General features: G+C 64.7%; 14 protein-coding genes and 1 riboswitch. Of the genes, 9 read left to right on the top strand and 5 right to left on the bottom strand.

Annotation, left to right across the window (positions count from 1 at the left end):
- Positions 1 to 85: 85 nt before the first annotated feature.
- The 3 genes from LMTR21_RS39440 to purH all read left to right on the top strand — a co-directional run bounded on the left by LMTR21_RS39440 (position 86) and on the right by purH (position 5,072).
- On the top strand, positions 86 to 1,435 hold the full coding sequence (locus LMTR21_RS39440; protein WP_065753938.1) for an RsmB/NOP family class I SAM-dependent RNA methyltransferase: 1,350 nt from the start codon (positions 86 to 88) through the stop codon (positions 1,433 to 1,435).
- A 162-nt stretch (positions 1,436 to 1,597) separates the two neighbouring features.
- Entirely contained in the window at positions 1,598 to 3,313 is a 1,716-nt protein-coding gene (locus LMTR21_RS39445) for a heparinase II/III family protein (RefSeq protein ID WP_065753931.1), read from the top strand.
- Between the two features lie 62 nt (positions 3,314 to 3,375).
- A riboswitch (ZMP/ZTP riboswitch) is annotated at positions 3,376 to 3,456 on the top strand.
- A gap of 23 nt (positions 3,457 to 3,479) precedes the next feature.
- Positions 3,480 to 5,072 (top strand): bifunctional phosphoribosylaminoimidazolecarboxamide formyltransferase/IMP cyclohydrolase, encoded by a 1,593-nt coding sequence (gene purH / locus LMTR21_RS39450; protein ID WP_065753932.1) that lies wholly within the window; start codon positions 3,480 to 3,482, stop codon positions 5,070 to 5,072.
- Positions 5,073 to 5,521: 449 nt separating this feature from the next.
- Here purH and LMTR21_RS39455 read toward each other — a convergent pair whose 3' ends face one another.
- Together LMTR21_RS39455 and LMTR21_RS39460 are read right to left on the bottom strand one after the other, a co-directional pair.
- A complete protein-coding gene (locus LMTR21_RS39455; RefSeq protein WP_148636028.1) occupies positions 5,522 to 6,682 on the bottom strand; it encodes an IS110 family RNA-guided transposase in 1,161 nt (386 codons plus the stop codon).
- A 100-nt stretch (positions 6,683 to 6,782) separates the two neighbouring features.
- Complete coding sequence (locus LMTR21_RS39460; protein WP_065756365.1) at positions 6,783 to 8,168, bottom strand: MFS transporter; 1,386 nt, start codon at positions 8,166 to 8,168, stop codon at positions 6,783 to 6,785.
- A gap of 130 nt (positions 8,169 to 8,298) precedes the next feature.
- On the opposite strand from LMTR21_RS39460, the gene ggt reads away from it, so the two are divergent.
- The 3 genes from ggt to LMTR21_RS39475 are packed head-to-tail and all read left to right on the top strand — an operon-like array spanning position 8,299 to position 12,374.
- Positions 8,299 to 10,041, top strand: coding sequence for a gamma-glutamyltransferase (gene ggt / locus LMTR21_RS39465; RefSeq protein ID WP_065756366.1), 1,743 nt, complete (start codon positions 8,299 to 8,301; stop codon positions 10,039 to 10,041).
- A 33-nt stretch (positions 10,042 to 10,074) separates the two neighbouring features.
- A complete protein-coding gene (locus LMTR21_RS39470; RefSeq protein WP_065756367.1) occupies positions 10,075 to 10,971 on the top strand; it encodes an SDR family oxidoreductase in 897 nt (298 codons plus the stop codon).
- A 14-nt stretch (positions 10,972 to 10,985) separates the two neighbouring features.
- Positions 10,986 to 12,374, top strand: a complete 1,389-nt coding sequence (locus LMTR21_RS39475; protein WP_065756368.1) for a serine hydrolase domain-containing protein — start codon at positions 10,986 to 10,988, stop codon at positions 12,372 to 12,374.
- Positions 12,375 to 12,470: 96 nt separating this feature from the next.
- On the opposite strand, the gene LMTR21_RS39480 is transcribed toward LMTR21_RS39475, so the two are convergent.
- Positions 12,471 to 13,136 carry a glutathione S-transferase family protein gene (locus LMTR21_RS39480; RefSeq protein WP_065756369.1) on the bottom strand — a complete coding sequence of 222 codons (666 nt, stop codon included), beginning with the start codon at positions 13,134 to 13,136 and terminating at the stop codon, positions 12,471 to 12,473.
- A 153-nt stretch (positions 13,137 to 13,289) separates the two neighbouring features.
- Here LMTR21_RS39480 and LMTR21_RS39485 point away from each other — a divergent pair, with 153 nt between their 5' ends.
- The 3 genes from LMTR21_RS39485 (at position 13,290) to panE (ending at position 15,728) form a co-directional block, all read left to right on the top strand.
- Entirely contained in the window at positions 13,290 to 13,895 is a 606-nt protein-coding gene (locus tag LMTR21_RS39485) for a DUF2239 family protein (protein ID WP_065756370.1), read from the top strand.
- A 146-nt stretch (positions 13,896 to 14,041) separates the two neighbouring features.
- Positions 14,042 to 14,647 carry a 2-hydroxychromene-2-carboxylate isomerase gene (locus LMTR21_RS39490; RefSeq protein ID WP_065756371.1) on the top strand — a complete coding sequence of 202 codons (606 nt, stop codon included), beginning with the start codon at positions 14,042 to 14,044 and terminating at the stop codon, positions 14,645 to 14,647.
- 160 nt (positions 14,648 to 14,807) lie between these two features.
- On the top strand, positions 14,808 to 15,728 hold the full coding sequence (panE, locus tag LMTR21_RS39495) for a 2-dehydropantoate 2-reductase (RefSeq protein WP_065756372.1): 921 nt from the start codon (positions 14,808 to 14,810) through the stop codon (positions 15,726 to 15,728).
- A 46-nt stretch (positions 15,729 to 15,774) separates the two neighbouring features.
- On the opposite strand, the gene LMTR21_RS39500 is transcribed toward panE, so the two are convergent.
- Both LMTR21_RS39500 and LMTR21_RS39505 read right to left on the bottom strand, forming a co-directional pair.
- Positions 15,775 to 16,353: a c-type cytochrome gene (locus tag LMTR21_RS39500; protein ID WP_065756373.1), complete on the bottom strand. Its 579-nt coding sequence runs from the start codon at positions 16,351 to 16,353 to the stop codon at positions 15,775 to 15,777.
- 84 nt (positions 16,354 to 16,437) lie between these two features.
- A complete protein-coding gene (locus LMTR21_RS39505; protein ID WP_065756374.1) occupies positions 16,438 to 17,697 on the bottom strand; it encodes a PQQ-dependent sugar dehydrogenase in 1,260 nt (419 codons plus the stop codon).
- Positions 17,698 to 17,779 lie beyond the last annotated feature (82 nt).

The following is a 17,779-nucleotide window of genomic DNA, read 5'->3' on the forward strand; positions in this document are numbered from 1 at the left end:
CATTTGGCATATTCGCATGCCAAAGGAACCGCTCATTCATTGGCATGAGCCGAAACCTTTCCGCCTTCCGGGACATTGCTGCTTCATGCCCCCGTCAAGATTCGCAGTACCTTCAGAAGTGCCCGGCCTCGCAGCGCGGCGCATCGCGGCTGATATTCTCGACGGCGTGCTGCACAAGCATCGCACCCTCGACGACCAGCTCGACGGCGCCGGCGCGCATCCCGGCCTGAAGGCACTTGCCGATCGCGACCGCGCGCTGATGCGGCGGCTGGTGGCGACGATCCTGCGCCGGCTCGGCACGCTCGGCCATTTGCTGTCGCGCCTGCTCGATCGCGGCATCCCGACCGACGCACCGCGTGCGCAGAGTGCGCTCCTGATCGGTGCCGCGCAGATCCTCTGGATGGACGTGCCTGATCATGCCGCCGTCGATCTTTCGGTGCGGCTGGTGCAATCGGACCGGCGCGCCGCGAAATATGCCGGCCTCGTCAACGCCGTGCTGCGGCGTTGCGCCCGCGAAGGACAACCACTGATCGAGGAAGTCAAATCGCAGACGCTCGACATTCCGCCGTGGCTGCTCGCGCGCTGGATCGGCGCCTATGGCGAGAACACCGCGCGCGAGATGGCACGCGCCATCGGCCACGAGCCCTCGCTCGACATCACCGTGAAGGCCGACGCGCCGCAATGGGCGAACCGCCTGCATGGCGAAACCCTGCCGACCGGAACCGTGCGCACGCTGCTGCAGGGTGCGGTGACCATGCTGCCCGGTTTCTCCGAGGGACAGTGGTGGGTGCAGGATGCCGCCGCTGCGCTGCCGGCGCGGTTGTTCGGCGACGTCGGCGGCAAGACCATCGTCGACCTCTGTGCCGCGCCCGGCGGCAAGACCGCGCAATTGGCGCAGGCCGGCGCCCGTGTCACCGCGGTCGATCGTTCGCCGGCGCGCATGGCGCGGCTGCGCGACAATCTGGCGCGACTTTCGCTGCAGGCCGATGACGTCGTGACCGATGCCGCCGAGTGGCAGGGCCACGGCAATGGCGGCTTCGACGGCGTGCTGGTCGATGCGCCCTGCACCTCCACCGGCACCATCCGCCGTCACCCTGACGTCGCCTGGCTGCGTCAGGAAACTGATATTGCGACGCTGTCGGCACTGCAGAAGCGGCTGCTGCAACGGGCGGTCACGCTGCTCAAGCCGGGCGGAACGTTGGTCTACTGCACCTGTTCGCTGGAGCCCGAGGAAGGCGAGCAGGCGGTCGCGTCCCTGCTGGCGGCCGAACCGGGCGTGCGCCGGGTCCCGATCGAGACGGGCGAGGTCGCGGGCCTGAGCGAAATCGTCACCGCAAACGGCGATTTGCGCACCCTGCCCTGCCATTTGCCCCATGCCGACCCCCGGCTCGGCGGGTTGGATGGATTTTACGCGGCGCGTCTGGTCAAGTACTGATTTTAAACGCGAATCTCCCGGCCTTCGGGTGATTCGCGCCTGTTCAAGATGGTGTAACAACGGCGTTTCCGGATTAAAAGGATTCGCCAGAATACCCCTCCCTCCCCAAGCCCAAGGCACGGCGTGTCGGTCGCTCAACGCAGACGCATCTCGACGCTTATCATGAGCCGCTCGGCGCGGACCGTGATCGCGCGCGCGACCGGCGCCACGGTGGCAGTATCGCGGCTGTGGCCCGGCCGTGCCGACCGGCTGATCATCGCCCCGCACGATCTGCGCACTGCCGACGCCACCCGCGCCGCCGAAATCTATGCCGGCCGTTTCGTGTTCGCCGGCAAGATCGTGACCTGCCACGGCCGCTCGATCTTCGATCTCGAGCCGCCGTCGGAAGATTGGGAAGTCGCCCTGCTCGGCTTCGGCTGGCTGCGCCACCTGCGCGCCGCCGACACCGCGTTGACCCGCGCCAACGCCCGCTCGCTGGTCGATGACTGGATCTCGAATCCGGGGCGCCGGCGGCCGCTCGAACGCCGCCCCGACGTGCTGGCGCGACGCGTGATCTCGCTGTTGTCGCAGGCGCCGCTGGTGCTCGGCGACACCGACGGAAAATTCTATCGCAAATATCTGCGCGGGCTGACCCGCGAGATCCGCTATCTGCGCTACACGACGCTCGACATCGCCGACGGCGTGCCGCGGCTGCAGGTCTTGATCGCGCTATGCTACGCCTCGCTGTGTCTGGCCAACCAGGCACGGAACATCCGCGCCGCGACGCGCCGGTTGTCCGACGAATTGCAACGGCAGATCCTGCCCGACGGCGGACATATCTCGCGCAACCCCGGCGCGCTGGTCGAACTGCTCAGCGATCTCTTGCCGCTGCGGCAGACCTTTGCCGCCCGCAACATCGCGCCGCCGCCGGCGCTCTTGAATGCGATCGACCGCATGATGCCGATGCTGCGTTTCTTCCGCCACGGCGACGGCAGCTTCGCGCTGTTCAACGGCATGAGCAATGCGCCGTCCGATCTGGTGGCGACGCTGCTCGCCTATGACGATACCCATGGCGTGCCGATGTCGAAAATGCCGTATACCGGCTTCCAGCGCCTCGACGCCGGCACCACGACCGTCATCATCGACACCGGTCCGCCGCCGCCGCCGAACGTCAGCCAGGAAGCGCATGCCGGCTGTCTCTCGTTCGAATTGTCGTCCGGACCGAGCCGGATCGTCGTCAATTGCGGGATGCCATCGACCGGTCGGGACAATTGGCGCACCTTTGCGCGCAGCACCGCGGCGCATTCGACCCTGACCTATCACGATACGTCCTCGTGCCAGTTCGTCGAGCTGTCGGCGATGAAGAAGCTGCTGCAGGGCGCGCCCGTCGTCAGCGGCCCGGCCAATGTGGAAAGCTACCGCGAGGCGGTGGCCGACGGCGATCTCCTGACCACTTCGCATGACGGCTATCTCGGCCGATTCGGCGCCCTGCATCGCCGGGTGCTGATGATTTCCCATGACGGCGCAAGGCTCGACGGCGAGGACACCGTAACACCAGCGCCGGGGGGACGCATCAAGGGCGCCGAGAACGATTTTGCCCTGCGGTTTCACCTGCATCCGGCTGTGAAGGCCAGCCGCCTCAGCGATGCGCGCGGCGTGATGCTGGTATTGCCCAACCGCGACGTCTGGACCTTCGAGGCGCTCGACGACAAGGTCGATCTCGAGGACAGCGTATTCCTGGCCGGCAATGACGGCCCCCGCCGCACCGCCCAGATCGTGATCCGCCAGGATTCCCGCCACGCCTCCTCGATCCGCTGGAGTTTTTCCCGCTCGTCGACGTCGGCGGCCACCACCAACGCCCGCCGCAATGCGCGGCGCGAGCCGGAACTGCCGCTCTAAAGTGCCGTGCAGAGACGGCAATCTGCGCCCATTGTGAACCCCGGCAAAAGCTGCTAACCAGCCCGCTCTCGCGCGACTGGCGACTTTGGATGGAGCACCATCGGGAAGCGCGAGACTGATCGCCGCGCGCCTGGGCATAAGCATCCCCTAACAAAGGACCTTGCCCATGACCGATACGACCCGCCGCGTAACCCGCGCTCTGTTATCCGTTTCCGACAAGACCGGCCTGATCGAATTCGCCAAGGCGCTCGCAGGCCATGGCGTCGAGCTCGTCTCTACCGGCGGCACCGCCAAGGCGATTGCCGCGGCGGGGTTGAAGGTCAAGGACGTCTCGGAGCTCACCGGCTTCCCTGAAATGATGGACGGCCGGGTCAAGACGCTTCATCCGAAGGTGCATGGCGGCCTGCTCGCGATCCGCGACAACAAGGAACATGCCGAGGCGATGACGTCGCACGGCATCGCGCCGATCGATCTGCTCGTCGTCAACCTTTACCCGTTCGAGGCCACCGTCGACAAAGGCGCAGGATACGAGGACTGCATCGAGAACATCGACATTGGCGGCCCCGCGATGATCCGCGCGGCGGCCAAGAACCACGACGATGTCGCCGTAATCGTCGAGGCGCAGGATTATCAGGCCGTGCTCGACGAGCTTGCCGCCAACAAGGGCGCAACGACGCTATCGCTGCGCCGCCGCCTCGCCGCCAAGGCCTATGCCCGTACCGCCGCCTATGACGCCGCGATCTCCAACTGGTTCGCTGCCCAGCTCAAGGACAACGCGCCCGATTTCCGCGCCGTCGGCGGCAGGCTGATCCAGTCGCTGCGCTACGGCGAGAATCCGCACCAGACCGCGGCCTTCTATGCAACGCCCGACAAGCGGCCCGGCGTTTCCACCGCGCGGCAATTGCAGGGCAAGGAACTGTCCTACAACAACATCAACGACACCGATGCGGCCTATGAATGCATCGGCGAGTTCGATCCGAAGCGCACGGCGGCCTGCGTGATCGTCAAACACGCCAATCCGTGCGGCGTTGCGGAGGGACCCGATCTCGTCACGGCCTATCGCCGCGCGCTCGCCTGCGACTCGACTTCGGCCTTTGGCGGCATCATCGCGGTCAACCGTACGCTCGATGCGGAAGCCGCGCGCGCCATCATCGGCATCTTCACCGAAGTGATCATCGCGCCCGACGCCACCGAGGAGGCGATCGCGATCATCGGCGGCAAGAAGAATTTGCGGTTGCTGCTCGCGGGCGGCCTGCCCGACCCGCGCACGATAGGCCTGACCGCCAAGACGGTCGCCGGCGGCCTTCTGGTGCAGAGCCGCGACAATGCCGTGGTCGAAGACATGGACATCAAGGTCGCGACCAAGCGCGCGCCGACCGACGCCGAGATGCGCGATCTCAAATTCGCCTTCCGCGTCGCCAAGCACGTCAAGTCGAACACGATCATCTATGCCAAGGATCTCGCCACCGTCGGCATCGGCGCCGGCCAGATGAGCCGGGTCGACTCCGCGCGTATCGCCGCCCGCAAGGCGCTGGATGCCGCAACCGAACTCAACCTCGCCGAGCCGCTGACCAAGGGCTCCGTCGTCGCATCCGACGCCTTCTTCCCCTTCGCCGACGGCATGCTGGCCTGCATCGAGGCCGGCGCAACGGCGGTGATCCAGCCCGGCGGCTCGATGCGCGACGAGGAAGTGATCAAGGCCGCCGACGACCACGGCATCGCCATGGTGTTCACGGGCACCAGGCATTTCAGGCATTGACCCCCGTCGAATCGTAGGGTGGGCAAAGGAGCGCTAGCGACGTGCCCACCATCCATCGCCGATTACGCTGCCTGATGGTGGGCACGCTGCGCTTTGCCCACCCTCATATGAGGCGTTTTGAGTCAAGCATCCCGACAGGGCTTGGATGTGATTTTTACGTTCGGTGGAGCGGCGGCGCGCGGAGCCATGCGTAGCGCAGCGTGCCGCCGCGGTCGGTGCGCTCAGGGACTGGCTTCCGGCGATTTATGCAGTTGCTCACTGCATCACCTCATATCCGGTCGGACCGCTGTGATCCGCACCCACATTCCGCATGCATGCGGCGAGGAAGCCACGAGGATGAGACCCATCTACGAAACAGCCTGTTTGCTGGCCCAAGGGTGGCACGGTCACCATCCATCCCGCGCTGACCGCGGCAGATGCCGCGACGCTGACGCGTTCGTTGAAAGTGGTTAGATCTTTACGGCCTTGAGCACCGCGCCTTCCGGCACGAGACCGGTCGTGAGGTAGCGCCACAGCGCCACCATCAGCTTGCGCGCCAGGGCGACGATGGCGACGCGCTTGATGCGCTTGCCGGCATCGAGCGTGCGCTTGCGGTACTCCAAGGTCAGCTTGCTGTCCGGCTGATGCCGCAGCCACAGCCAGGCCAGTTCGATCGCGGCACAGCGGGCGCGCGGGTTGCCCGCCTTGCTGATGCCCTGGTCGCGGTCGATGCCGCCGCTCCGCCATGGACTGGGCGTCAGCCCGAAATAACTCCCGACCTCGCGGCGATTGCGGAAGTCCTTGTAGAACACCTCGCTGGTCAGCGTCGTCGCGAACGCCGGGCCGAGACATTTGAGCCGGCGCAGCAGTTCGCTGCGCCGGGTCATCTCGGCTTCCGCAGGCATTGGCTCCGCTGCGGCCGCCTCCTGCGCGAGCACGTCGAGCCGATCGCGCACCAGCATCAGCCGCGCGTGCTCGTGTCGGATCTCGCTCAGCATCCGCGGCGGCACCGCCTGGCCTTGCCAATCCCGCTGCGTTGCCAGCCAGCTCAGCCAGTCGCGCCGCCGCGGGTTCCCGACCGCCATGCCCCGCAGCCGCAGCAGTGCCTTGATCCGGTTGGTGTGAGCGGTTTGCTCCTTGATCAGCCGGTCGCGTTCGCGGCTGCCGCGGCGGGCGTCCTCCTGTTCGGCTGCAGGCACCCGGACGATCCGCACCACCCGCGGCTCGCCGCGCAGATACGCCATCAGCGTGCGCAGCATCCGCTCGCCATCGATCCGGTCGGTCTTCACCCGCCGCGCCCGCTGGTCCACCGCAATGCTGGCGGGATCAAACACGTAGTTCGTGATGCCGGCCGCCAGCAGCAGCCGGTGCAGCCAGAACCCGTCGTAGCCCGCCTCGTAGCAGCTCGCCACCGCCGGAACGCCTCCCAGCGTTCGAGCCGCCCGCTCCCGAACCCGACCCACCAACGCCAACAGCTCGGCATGATCGCCACCCTCCAGCTTGTGGTGCGATATCTTGTCCTTGTCCGGGCTGTGCAGCGCGACCCGCCAGCTCCGCTGGCTCAGTTCGATTGCAACGAAAATTGTGCCAATATGGCCGGCGGTGGGCGTGGCTACGGTGGATGCTTGCATCTGACTCTCCGAGGGGTTCGAGTGTGGAAACCCAAACCTTATCGGAAAGGCCACGCTCACCGCCTCATGGAATCTACGGATTCTCGTCTGATATACGCCGTCACTCCCTCACGCGCATCAAGAGCGCCAGCCCCGCGACGAAGAACACCACCAGCAGCGCCATGCCGGCCTTCTGGCTGACGGTGACTGCGGTGACCATGCCGATCAGGAGCGGACCGATGAACGAGGTCACCTTGCCGGTCAGCGCGAACAGTCCAAAGTACTGCGCGATGCGGTCCTTTGGTGCAAGCCGGATCAGCAGCGTGCGCGACGCCGCCTGCAGCGGGCCGCCGGCCGCGCCAATGAGACATCCGAGCACGAGATAGGCGCGCTCGGCGGCGCCGGAGAACAGCGGTCCGCCCGGAACCGGCGGCGCGACTTTCACGAACAGAATCGAATCCTTGTCGACCAGCAGGATCGCGGTCAGCGCGAACAGCAGGATCAGCAGGCTGCCGGCAATGACGCGCTTGGGTCCCAGTCTGTCGTCGAGCTTGCCGCCGAGCCACGCGCCGAAGGTGCCGGCAATGGCGAGCAGAATTCCAAACGTGCCGATCTGGATCGTGTGCCAGCCGAAGGTACCGGCTGCATAAATGCCGCCGAAGGCGAACAGCGACACCAGCCCGTCGCTGTAGATCATGTTGGCGAGCAGGAATATCGCCAACGATCGCTGCTTCGGCAATTCGGCGAGCGTCCGCTTCAGCCCGCTCAATCCTTCGCGCGCCGCTTCGCGAATTGGACGCCTGGCCGGATAATCCGGCGTGAGCAGAAACATCGGGGTCACGAAGACGATGAACCAGATGCCGGTCAGCGGGCCCGTGATGCGATCACCCTGATGGGATATGTGATCGAGACCGAACAGCGGCGTCAGTCCGAACAGGGTGCGCCCGGTTTCGGGGCTAGCGGCGAGGAAGCCGAGCACCAGGATGAGGCTGAGAATGCCGCCGATATAACCGGTCGCCCAGCCGGTGCCGGACAGCCGTCCGATCCTGTCAGGTGGCACCAGCGTCGGCATCATCGCGTTGTCGAAGACAGTGGCGAATTCAACGCCCACGGTTGCGATCGCATAGGCCAGCAAGAGCTGTGGGATGACGCTCGCATCGCCCGGCTTTCCGAACCACATCAGGAACGAGCCGATCACCAGCAGCGCGCCGAATCCGGCGATCCATGGCTTGCGGCGACCGCTGGCATCGGCAATCGCCCCCAGTACTGGCGACAGCAGCGCAATCATCAGGCCGGCAGCCGCGGTGGCAAATCCCCACAGGGCCTGCCCGTTCGCCGGATCCGGCGCCACGAAGTTCGCGAAATAGGGCGCAAATACAAAGGTCGTGATCAGCGTGAAGTACGGCTGGGCTGCCCAATCGAAGAAAATCCAGCTCACGACGGCGGCGCGACCCGGATATTCCTTTTGAATCTTGCCGCCCGTTGCCTCGGAAGCGATCACCGTCATGCCGGATATTTTCCTTCAAAGTCGCGTGATGCGTTCTGCCCGTCGAATCCGAACCCATATAGCATGCGTCACCGACGCTTTGGGTGTTGCCGGGCGTCACACGGGGCTTTCCAACTGCGGCGGATTTTCGATGACGGTCTTTTCAATCCGGTGGCGCCGAATAGCTGCCACATTCATTTTCGCGTTTGCCTGCGCCGCGACGGCGTTTGCGCAGGAACGCCGCGCGTACGCGCCGCCCGATCTCACGTCCGTTCGCGCCGTTACCGCCGAGCACGGCATGGTGGTGGCGCAGGAGCGGCTTGCCGCGCAAGTCGGCGCCGACGTCCTGAAGCAGGGCGGCAACGCGATCGACGCCGCGGTCGCCACCGGCTTTGTGCTTGCCGTCACCTATCCGCGCGCCGGAAACATCGGCGGCGGCGGCTTCATGGTGATTCATTCGGCGGCACGGAATGAAGACGCAGCCATCGATTACCGCGAGACCGCACCGGGTGCGGCCACACGCGATATGTTCCTCGGACCGGACGGCAAGCCGGATACCGATAAATCACGCAATTCGGCGCTCGGCATCGGCGTGCCCGGCACGGTCGCCGGATTGGCGCTCGCGCTGGAGAAATACGGCTCGGGCCGTTTCACGCTCGCGCAGATCCTCAAACCCGCCATCGAACTGGCGCGAGACGGTTTCGTGGTCACCGACGACACGGCCGACACGCTGCCGGACATGTATCGCCGGATGGCGCGCTGGCAGGATTCGGCCAGGACATTCTCCCGCAACGACGGCACGGCGCTGCGGGAGGGCGACCGGCTGATCCAGGCCGAGTTGGCAACAACGCTGTCGGCAATCGCAGAACGCGGACCGCGCGGCTTCTATCAGGGGCCGGTCGCCGAAAAACTGGCGAAAGCCATCCGCGATGCCGGCGGCATCATGACGGTGGATGATCTCAAATCCTACGAGGCGGTGGTCCGCAAGCCCGTACGTGGCAGCTATCGCGGCTACGACATTGTGTCGATGCCGCTCCCCTCCTCGGGCGGCACCGTGCTCCTGGAGACCCTGAACATCCTCGAAGGGTTTCCGATGCCCGATTTGAAGCAGGGCTCCGCGCCTTCGCTGCATGTCATGATCGAGGCCATGAAGCGCGCCTATGCCGACCGCGCGCGCTATCTCGGCGATCCCGCCTTCGTCAACGCGCCGGCGGATCTTCTGATCAGCAAGGACTATGCCGCGAAACTGCGCGGCGGCATCGACCTTGCGCGCGCAACGCCGGCCGAAGCGCTGTCGGCGAAGCCGCCGCGCGAGGGCAGCAACACCACGCATTATTCGGTGGTCGATTCCAGCGGCAACGCGGTCAGCAACACCTATACGCTGAACTTTTCCTATGGCGTGGGCCTCGTCGCCGACGGCACCGGCGTGCTGCTCAACAACGAGCTCGATGATTTCACCGCGACGCCCGGCGCATCGAATGCGTTCGGGCTCGTGGGATTCGAAGCCAACCTGCCCGGCCCCGGAAAACGGCCGCTGTCGTCGATGTCGCCGACCATCGTGCTGAAGGACGGCAAGCCGGTGCTGGTGACGGGCTCGCCGGGCGGCAGCCGCATCATTTCGGCGGTGCTGCAGGTCGTGGTCGACGTGCTCGACTACAAGATGGACGTCGCCGCCGCTGTGGCGGCTCCCCGCCTGCACCATCAATGGATGCCGGACGTGGTGCGCGTGGAGCAGGGCTTTCCGCAGGAAACGCTGGATGCCCTGAGGGAGAAGGGTCACCATGTGATCGAGCCGCTCGGCCAGACCTCGGCCAATTCGATTGCGGTTACGCCCAGCGGCCTGCTCGGCGCACCCGACCCGCGCACGCGAGGCGCGGCGGCCGTGGGACAGTAACGTAGCATCGCATCCCTCAGAGGAGAGTTTCAGATGACATCTCTCAAAGGCAAGACGCTGTTCATCTCGGGCGCCAGCCGCGGCATCGGTCTGGCGATTGCGCTCCGCGCCGCGCGTGACGGCGCCAATGTCGCGATTGCGGCGAAGACCGCCGAGCCGCATCCAAAACTCAAGGGCACCATCTACACCGCGGCGGAAGAAATTCGCGCCGCCGGCGGCAAAGCGTTGCCGGTGCTGTGCGACATCCGCGACGAGGCGCAGGTGATGGCGGCGATCGAGCAGACCGTCGCCGAATTTGGCGGCATCGATATCTGCGTCAACAACGCCAGCGCCATCAGCCTCACCAACTCGCAGGGAACCGACATGAAGCGGTTCGACCTGATGATGGGCATCAATACCCGCGGCACCTTCATGGTGTCGAAATATTGCATCCCGCATCTGAAGAGGGCGGCCAACCCGCACATCCTGATGCTGTCGCCGCCGCTCGACATGAAGACCAAATGGTTCGAGCACTCCACCGCCTACACGATGGCGAAGTTCGGCATGAGCATGTGCGTGCTGGGATTGTCGGGCGAACTGAAATCCGCCGGCGTTGCGGTCAATGCGCTGTGGCCGCGCACCACCATCGCCACCGCCGCCGTCGGCAACCTGCTCGGCGGCGAGGCCATGATGCGCGCGAGCCGGACGCCGGAGATCATGGGCGACGCCGCGCACGCTATCCTGACCAAACCGTCGCGCGAGTTCACCGGGCAGTTCTGTATCGACGACAAGGTGCTCTATGCCGCCGGCGTCAGGGATTTCGAGCCCTACCGCGTCGACCGCTCCGTGCCGCTGATGTCGGACTTCTTCGTCCCCGACGACGACGTGCCGCCGCCCGGTGTCACCGTGCAGGCGCTGCCCTCGGTAGGCGCGGCGCAGACGTCGCGCTAGCGGCTGCGGGGCATGTGAAATTGCGAAAGTGGATTGCCATCGCCCTCGCCATCTTGATCGCCGCGCTGGCAGGCGCGGGCGTCCACTTCCGACCCGACCGCTCGATCCGCGTCGCGACCGGCTATGTCGCGCATAACATCTGTTCGAAGACCTTCGTCTCGGGCTTCGATCCGCAAACGGTGTTCGCCGAGGTTTCGGACCGCGCCGGGATTCGGCGACTGCGCCATGTGCTCCGCTTCACCCTCGATCAAAGCGCGCACACCGTCGATGCCTCGACGCTCGGGCTGTTCCGCAGCCGCGCGGCCTTTCACGACGGGTTCGGCTGTGTCGATCAGCATGGAGCACAACAGCCTTATCTACTGAAGAGCGACGTCGAAGCGCTGAAGGGGAAGACGCTGCCGGCGCTTCCCGAGATTGCCGGCCCCGCCGTCGTCGAACCGTCGGACCCGTCGCTGAAGGCGGCGCTCGATCATGCTTTCGAAGAGCCGACGGTGCCGCCGTTCCGCAGGACCAAGGCGGTGGTCGTGGTGCACGACGGCAAGGTGATCGCCGAACGCTACGCCTCCGGCATCGGCGTCGACACGCCGCTGCTCGGCTTCTCCATGACCAAGTCGGTGGTCAACGCGCTGATCGGCATCCTGACCCAACAGGGCCTCGTCACGCCCTCGATGCCCGCACCGATCCCGGAATGGCGCGGCGCCGGCGATCCACGGCGCGAAATCGAGGTCGAGCATCTCATGCGCATGACCAGCGGTCTCGATCTCGACGAAACCAATTCCGGCTTCGATCCGTCCAGCCGGATGTTCCTGCAGGACGATACGGCCGCCTATGCGGTGAACACGAAGATGATCGCGCCGATCGGCACGCGATGGGCTTACTCGAGCCCGACCACGCAAATCCTGGCGCGCATCATCCGCGACGCCGTCGGCGGACCGGAACAGACGCTGGCGTTTGCGTGGCGCGAACTGTTCAACCCGCTCGGCATGCGCAGCGTCACGCTGGAGTTCGACGGATCAGGCACGCTGCAGGGCTCGACCTACATGCTGGCCAGCGCGCGGGACTGGGCTAAGTTCGGCCTGCTCTATCTCAATGACGGCGTGGTCGGCGGCAAACGCATCCTGCATCCGGACTGGGTCGACTTTTGCGCAGCCGCGACGCTTCATACCGATTACGCCGCCGGCTTCTGGACCAATCGCAGCGAGCACCCCAACGCCAAGGGCCGGGTGCGGCTCGGCATACCCCGCGACGCCTTCTTTGCATCCGGCGACCTCGGCCAGCGCATCTTCATCATCCCGTCTCAGCGCCTCGTCGTGGTGCGTCTCGGCGACAGCGTCGATCCGACCGGCGATATCAGAGGCGCTGCGAGGCTGGTGAAGGAAGTGATCGCGGCGATGCAGCCGTGACAGACCGTCATTGCGAGGAGCGCAGCGACGAAGCAATCCATGTCTCAGCACAGAAAGATGGATTGCTTCGCTGCGCTCGCAATGACGGAGCAGCTATCACCGCCCGATCACATACGGCCCGCCCTTTTCCAGCGCGCGCGCATAGGCCCGGCGGGCATGGATGCGTTCGAGGAACGCCATCGCCTTGGGATGGCCCTGCTCCAGCCCGCCGCGCGCGGCGGCGGCTTCGAGCGGAAAGCTCATCTGGATGTCGGCGCCGGAGAATTCATTGCCGGCGAACCATTCGCTTTTTCCCAGTTCGCTCTCCCAGTAGTCCATGTGCTGCTTGAGCTGCGGATTGACCAGCGTGGTCAGCGCCGTGTTGGAGACCTTGCGCACCAGCGGCCGCAGCAACGCCGGCGCGCGCTTGGGCATCAGCGTGAACAGCAGTTTCAGGAGCAGCGGCGACATCGCGGATCCCTCCGCATAGTGCAGCCAATAGGTGTAGCGCAGCCACTCCGGCGTGTTCGGCGGCGGGATCAGGCGACCGTTGCCATAGCTGCCGATGATGTATTCGCAGATCGCACCGGACTCGGCGATGGTATTGCCGTTGTCGGTGATAACAGGCGATTTGCCGAGCGGGTGAATGGCGCGCAGCTCCTTTGGGGCGCGCATGTCCGGCTGGCGCTGGTAGCGCACGATCTCGTACCCGACGCCAAGCTCTTCGAGCAGCCAGAGCACCCGCTGGGAGCGTGAATTGTTGAGATGATGAACCGTCAGCATTGGCGCTCCCCTGAAGTTGGCGTCGCGTTGGTGCCAGCCGGGGAACGGAAAGTCGAGACGGCCTTAGGTGGAGCAATATATTTACCCGGGTGATATTTACATCATAATTTATCCGGGTAAATATAGGCCAGCGAAAATCCGAAAGTCCTTCCAATGGCTGACATTGCTCGTCCCCAATTCACCGCCTTCATCGGGCCGCAGCGCCTGGCCGCGGGCCCGCTGGCCGAGGTCGCGCTGGCGGTGATGCAGGCCGCCCGAAAGCCCGCCGCGCCGCCGATCATCATATTCAGCGACGCCACCGGCCAGCCGATCGATCTCGACCTGCGCGGCACCGAACGCGACGTCATTGCGCGTCTGCCGCAACCGGCCCCCGATCCGGAAGCCGTAACTGACGAGTCGGCGGAGACGCCGCGCGGGCGCGGGCGGCCCAAGCTCGGCGTCGTCGCGCGCGAGGTGACGCTGCTGCCGCGCCATTGGGAGTGGCTGGGCGCGCAGCCCGGCGGGGCGTCGGTCGCGCTGCGCAAGCTCGTGGAAGAAGCTCGCCGCGCCAATGGCGATCTCGATCGCGCACGCGTAGCGCGCGATGCCGCCTATCGCTTCATGTCCGTGATGGCCGGCAATCTCGCGGGCTTCGAGGAAGCCTCGCGGGCATTGTTCGCCGATGACCGGCGGCGATTCGTCGGTCTCGTCGCCGGCTGGCCCGACGATATCCGCGACCACGTCGTCAAGCTCGCCTTCAGCGATCGCGCCGAGCCATAAGCGCGATCGCTCTCTAGCCGTCCGCTTCAACGGCTGGCTTAGCTCGGAACAGCTCGCGCGTTCTCACTATATTACGCTCGTCATAATACTGTGGACGCGTCGACCGCCATGCGCCAGAATGCGCCAAAACATCCAGGGAGACTGCCGTGAGCTCAAATCCGCAATTCCTGTTCGACTTCGGCAGCCCCAACGCCTTCCTCAGCCACGAGGCGATCCCGGCGATCGAACAGCGCACCGGCACCAAGTTCGAATATGTGCCGATCCTGCTCGGCGGCATCTTCAAGGCCACCAACAACAGATCGCCCGCCGAAGCCTTCGCCGGCATCAAGAACAAGCGCGAATTCCACGCGCTGGAGACCGAACGCTTCCTGAAGCGGTTTGGGGTCAAGCCCTATGTCTGGAACCCGTTCTTCCCGGTCAACACGCTGCATTTGATGCGCGCAGCGATCGCAGCCCAATTCGAGGGCATATTCGAGAAGTATGTCGAGGCTGCCTTCCATCACATGTGGGTCGAGCCGAAGAAAATGGATGATCCCGAAGTTGCCGCCAAAGCCTTGGCCTCGTCCGGCCTCGATGCCGCCAGGCTATTGGCGCGCTCGCAGGATGCCGACGTCAAAGCGAGGCTGATCGAGAATACGCAGAACGCGGTCGAGCGCGGCGCGTTCGGCTCGCCGACCTTCTTCGTCGGCAAGGAAATGTTTTTCGGCAAGGAACAGCTTCGCGAAGTCGAGGAAATGATCTCGGGGAAATAGCCGCGCCGATTCGACTGTTCGGCGGGAAGTGGTAAAGAAAGCGAATGGTGAGTGGCGAATAGCGAATAGTTGGGGGTAGAAGAAGCCGATACTTTCTACTCGCCATTCGCTACTGGCTATTCGCCTGCCTCCAAGACCAATAACAAAAGGAAGCTATCGCATGCGTATTCTCGTGGTCGGCGCCGGCGCCATCGGCGGCTATTTCGGCGGAAGGCTGCTGCAGGCCGGGAACGATGTGACCTTCCTGGTCCGGCCGAAGCGCGCTTCCGAACTCGCGAGCGCGGGCCTCGTCATCAAGAGTCCAGCCGGCGATGTAACGCTCAAGAACCCGCCGACGGTGCAGGCCGACAAGCTCGCCGAGACATTCGACGTCGTGCTGTTGAGCTGCAAGGCGTTCGACCTCGAAGACGCGATCAAGTCGTTTGCTCCGGCGGTTGGCCCGAACACCGCGATCATCCCGTTACTCAACGGCCTGCTGCACCTCAACGCGCTTGACAAGAAATTCGGAGCCGACCGCGTGCTGGGCGGCCTCTGCGCGATCGCGGTGACGCTCAACGAAGCCCGTGAGGTGGTGCAGCTCGCGCCGATGCAGTCGCTCAATTTCGGCGAACGCGATGGCGCGATGTCGGAGCGGGTGCGCGCGATCGCGAAAGTCTTCGACAGCGGCAAGGTCGGCGCAGTCGCCAGCGAACACATCATGCAGGACATGTGGGAGAAATGGGTTTTCCTGGCTTCGCTAGCGGCCTCGACCTGCCTGATGCGCACCTCGGTCGGCAACATCCTGGCTGTTGCCGGCGGCAAGGATTTTCTGCTCGGCATGCTCGATGAATGCGGCGCGATTGCAAAGGCGTCGGGCTTTGACCCGGCCGGCCCATTCTTCCAGCGCACCGCAGGCCTGTTGACAACCGAGGGCTCACCGATGACCGCCTCGATGTTCCGCGACATCAAGGCGGGCCTGCCTGTTGAGGCCGATCACGTGATCGGCGATCTCGTCGCCCGCGCCGACGCGGCGAAGATTCCGGTGCCGAAGCTGCGCATCGCCTACACCCATCTCAAGGCGTATGAGAAGCAGCGGGGGTGATCGTTCACCCGCCCCTTGAGGGGGGGGCGGGTAAGGACGTCCGCATCTACAGATGCGCGAGATAATGTGCTAGCGCCTCGATCTCTTCTTCGCTCAGCGGAAAAGCGACATCGGCCATCGCCGCCATCGCGCCGCCGGCGCGCACGCCGGTTTTGTAATCGCGCAGCGCCTTGACGAGGTATTCCTCGCGCTGGCCGGCGACGCGGGCGACGGCCTTGGTGCCGGCATAGGTATCCAGATGGCAGGAGGCGCAACGCCGTCCAGCGGACGCCTGCGCACCCTTCTTCGAAAGATCCGGGTTATCGTCCTCCTTGGGCTTCGGCGGCGGCAGCGAAGCAAAGTAGGCGCCGAGGTTGCGGATATCCTCATTGTTGAGCTGTTCGACGATCGGCTGCATCTGCTCGTTCTTGCGGGTGCCGGCGCGGAAGAACACGAGCTGCCACTGAATGAACAGGTCCGGCTGGGCCGCCAGCGAGGGCATGTTTTCCATCTGCGAAATCCCGTTCTCGCCGTGACAGCCGACGCAGAGTTCGGCCTTTTCCTTGCCGGCAGCAATATCGGCGGCGCGGGCAAACGAGCCGCAAGACATCAAAACCGCCAGCGCTCCAACGAAAGCCCTTCGCATCAACTGCTCTCCGCCATACGCCTTAAACAACAGAGGCTGCGGCCACCCGTTCCCGAGTAACCGCAGCCTCCGATAATTCACGTCCTACTTCTTGTAGCTGATGCGATAGATGGCGCCGGCCCAGTCGTCGGACACCAGTATCGAACCATCCTTGGCGAGGATGATGTCGTTGGGTCGACCGAGATAACCCGTATCACCCTCGAGCCAGCCGGAGGCAAAGATCTCCGACTTGGGATTCTTGCCTTCGGCATCGACGATCACGCGCTTGATCCGGGCGCCCTGGTACTTGTAGCGGTTCCAGGAGCCGTGCTCGGCGATCAGGATGTTGTTCTTGTACTCAGGCGGAAATTGGTCGCCGGTATAGAACTTCATCCCGAGCGGCGCGACATGCGCCCCGAGCTTGACGACGGGCGGGGTGAACTCTTCGCACTTGTGCCCCATCGCGAATTTCGGATCCGGGAAATCGCCCTGGTGGCAATAGGGATAGCCAAAGTGCTCGCCGATCTTCGAGATCATGTTGAGCTTGTCGCTCGGCATGTCGTCGCTGATCCAGTCGCGCGCGTTCTCGGTGAACCAGTAGCGTCCGGAACGCGGATCGACGTCGCCGCCGACGCTGTTGCGGACACCGAGCGCCCAGATCTCGGCATTGCCGGTCTTGGGATCGACGCGGCGGATCTGCGAGAGGCTGGTCGGCGGAAGACCGATGTTGAAGGGCGGGCCGAACGGCAGGTAGAACCAGCCATCCTTGTCGACGGCGATATATTTCCAGCCATGCGCGACGTAGGTCGGCATGTCGTCATACACCACCTTGCCCTCGCCGAGTTTGTCGAGATTGGCTTCGGCGTTTTCGTATTTGATCAGCTTGTTGATCGCGACGACGTAGAGCGCGCCGTCAAGGAACGCCAGACCAGTGGGCATGTTGAGACCCTTGAGGACGGTCTTTACCTCCCTCTTTCCGCCATTGTCCTTGATCGCATAGACATTGCCGAGGCTGAAGGAGCCGACAAACAGCGTGCCCTTGTCGCCCCAGGCCATCTGCCGCGCTTCCAACACGTTGGAGGCATAGACTTCGATATTGAAACCAGCCGGCAGCTTGATCTTCTTCATCATCGCCGCGAGTTCGGCCTCCGAGGCGCCGGTCGGCGGACCGGAAGGCGGCGCCTGCCCCTTCTGGGCTTCGGTCTCGTCGCCGAGGAACCAGTCCGGCGGCGGATTGGTCCAGAACTCCTTGGTGCCCGACTCGTATTTTTTCAGAGGCTTCTGCTGCGCGCTGGCCTGGCTGGCCCCCGCGACAACGAGAATGGCTGCGAGCGCAAGAATAGATCGATTGAAAGCCGATTTCATCGCGTCACTCCCTATGCAGCCTGGCGGCTGCGCGTGTTATTTATTTGGGAACGTTCGAGAGACGAACTTGGTCTGATGAAGT

It is taken from the genome of Bradyrhizobium paxllaeri, from assembly GCF_001693515.2.
In the GTDB taxonomy this organism is placed as follows: Bacteria; Pseudomonadota; Alphaproteobacteria; order Rhizobiales; family Xanthobacteraceae; genus Bradyrhizobium; species Bradyrhizobium paxllaeri.

What these genes read in the sequence shown, in the direction of transcription:
- LMTR21_RS39485 (WP_065756370.1), top strand. Translation starts at nt 13,290, where the DNA reads ATGGCTGACATTGCTCGTCCCCAATTCACCGCCTTCATCGGGCCGCAG.
- LMTR21_RS39505 (WP_065756374.1), bottom strand. Translation starts at nt 17,697, where the DNA reads ATGAAATCGGCTTTCAATCGATCTATTCTTGCGCTCGCAGCCATTCTC.
- LMTR21_RS39470 (WP_065756367.1), top strand. Translation starts at nt 10,075, where the DNA reads ATGACATCTCTCAAAGGCAAGACGCTGTTCATCTCGGGCGCCAGCCGC.
- LMTR21_RS39455 (WP_148636028.1), bottom strand. Translation starts at nt 6,682, where the DNA reads ATGCAAGCATCCACCGTAGCCACGCCCACCGCCGGCCATATTGGCACA.
- panE (WP_065756372.1), top strand. Translation starts at nt 14,808, where the DNA reads ATGCGTATTCTCGTGGTCGGCGCCGGCGCCATCGGCGGCTATTTCGGC.
- LMTR21_RS39445 (WP_065753931.1), top strand. Translation starts at nt 1,598, where the DNA reads ATGAGCCGCTCGGCGCGGACCGTGATCGCGCGCGCGACCGGCGCCACG.
- LMTR21_RS39500 (WP_065756373.1), bottom strand. Translation starts at nt 16,353, where the DNA reads ATGCGAAGGGCTTTCGTTGGAGCGCTGGCGGTTTTGATGTCTTGCGGC.
- LMTR21_RS39460 (WP_065756365.1), bottom strand. Translation starts at nt 8,168, where the DNA reads ATGACGGTGATCGCTTCCGAGGCAACGGGCGGCAAGATTCAAAAGGAA.
- purH (WP_065753932.1), top strand. Translation starts at nt 3,480, where the DNA reads ATGACCGATACGACCCGCCGCGTAACCCGCGCTCTGTTATCCGTTTCC.
- ggt (WP_065756366.1), top strand. Translation starts at nt 8,299, where the DNA reads ATGACGGTCTTTTCAATCCGGTGGCGCCGAATAGCTGCCACATTCATT.
- LMTR21_RS39440 (WP_065753938.1), top strand. Translation starts at nt 86, where the DNA reads ATGCCCCCGTCAAGATTCGCAGTACCTTCAGAAGTGCCCGGCCTCGCA.
- LMTR21_RS39480 (WP_065756369.1), bottom strand. Translation starts at nt 13,136, where the DNA reads ATGCTGACGGTTCATCATCTCAACAATTCACGCTCCCAGCGGGTGCTC.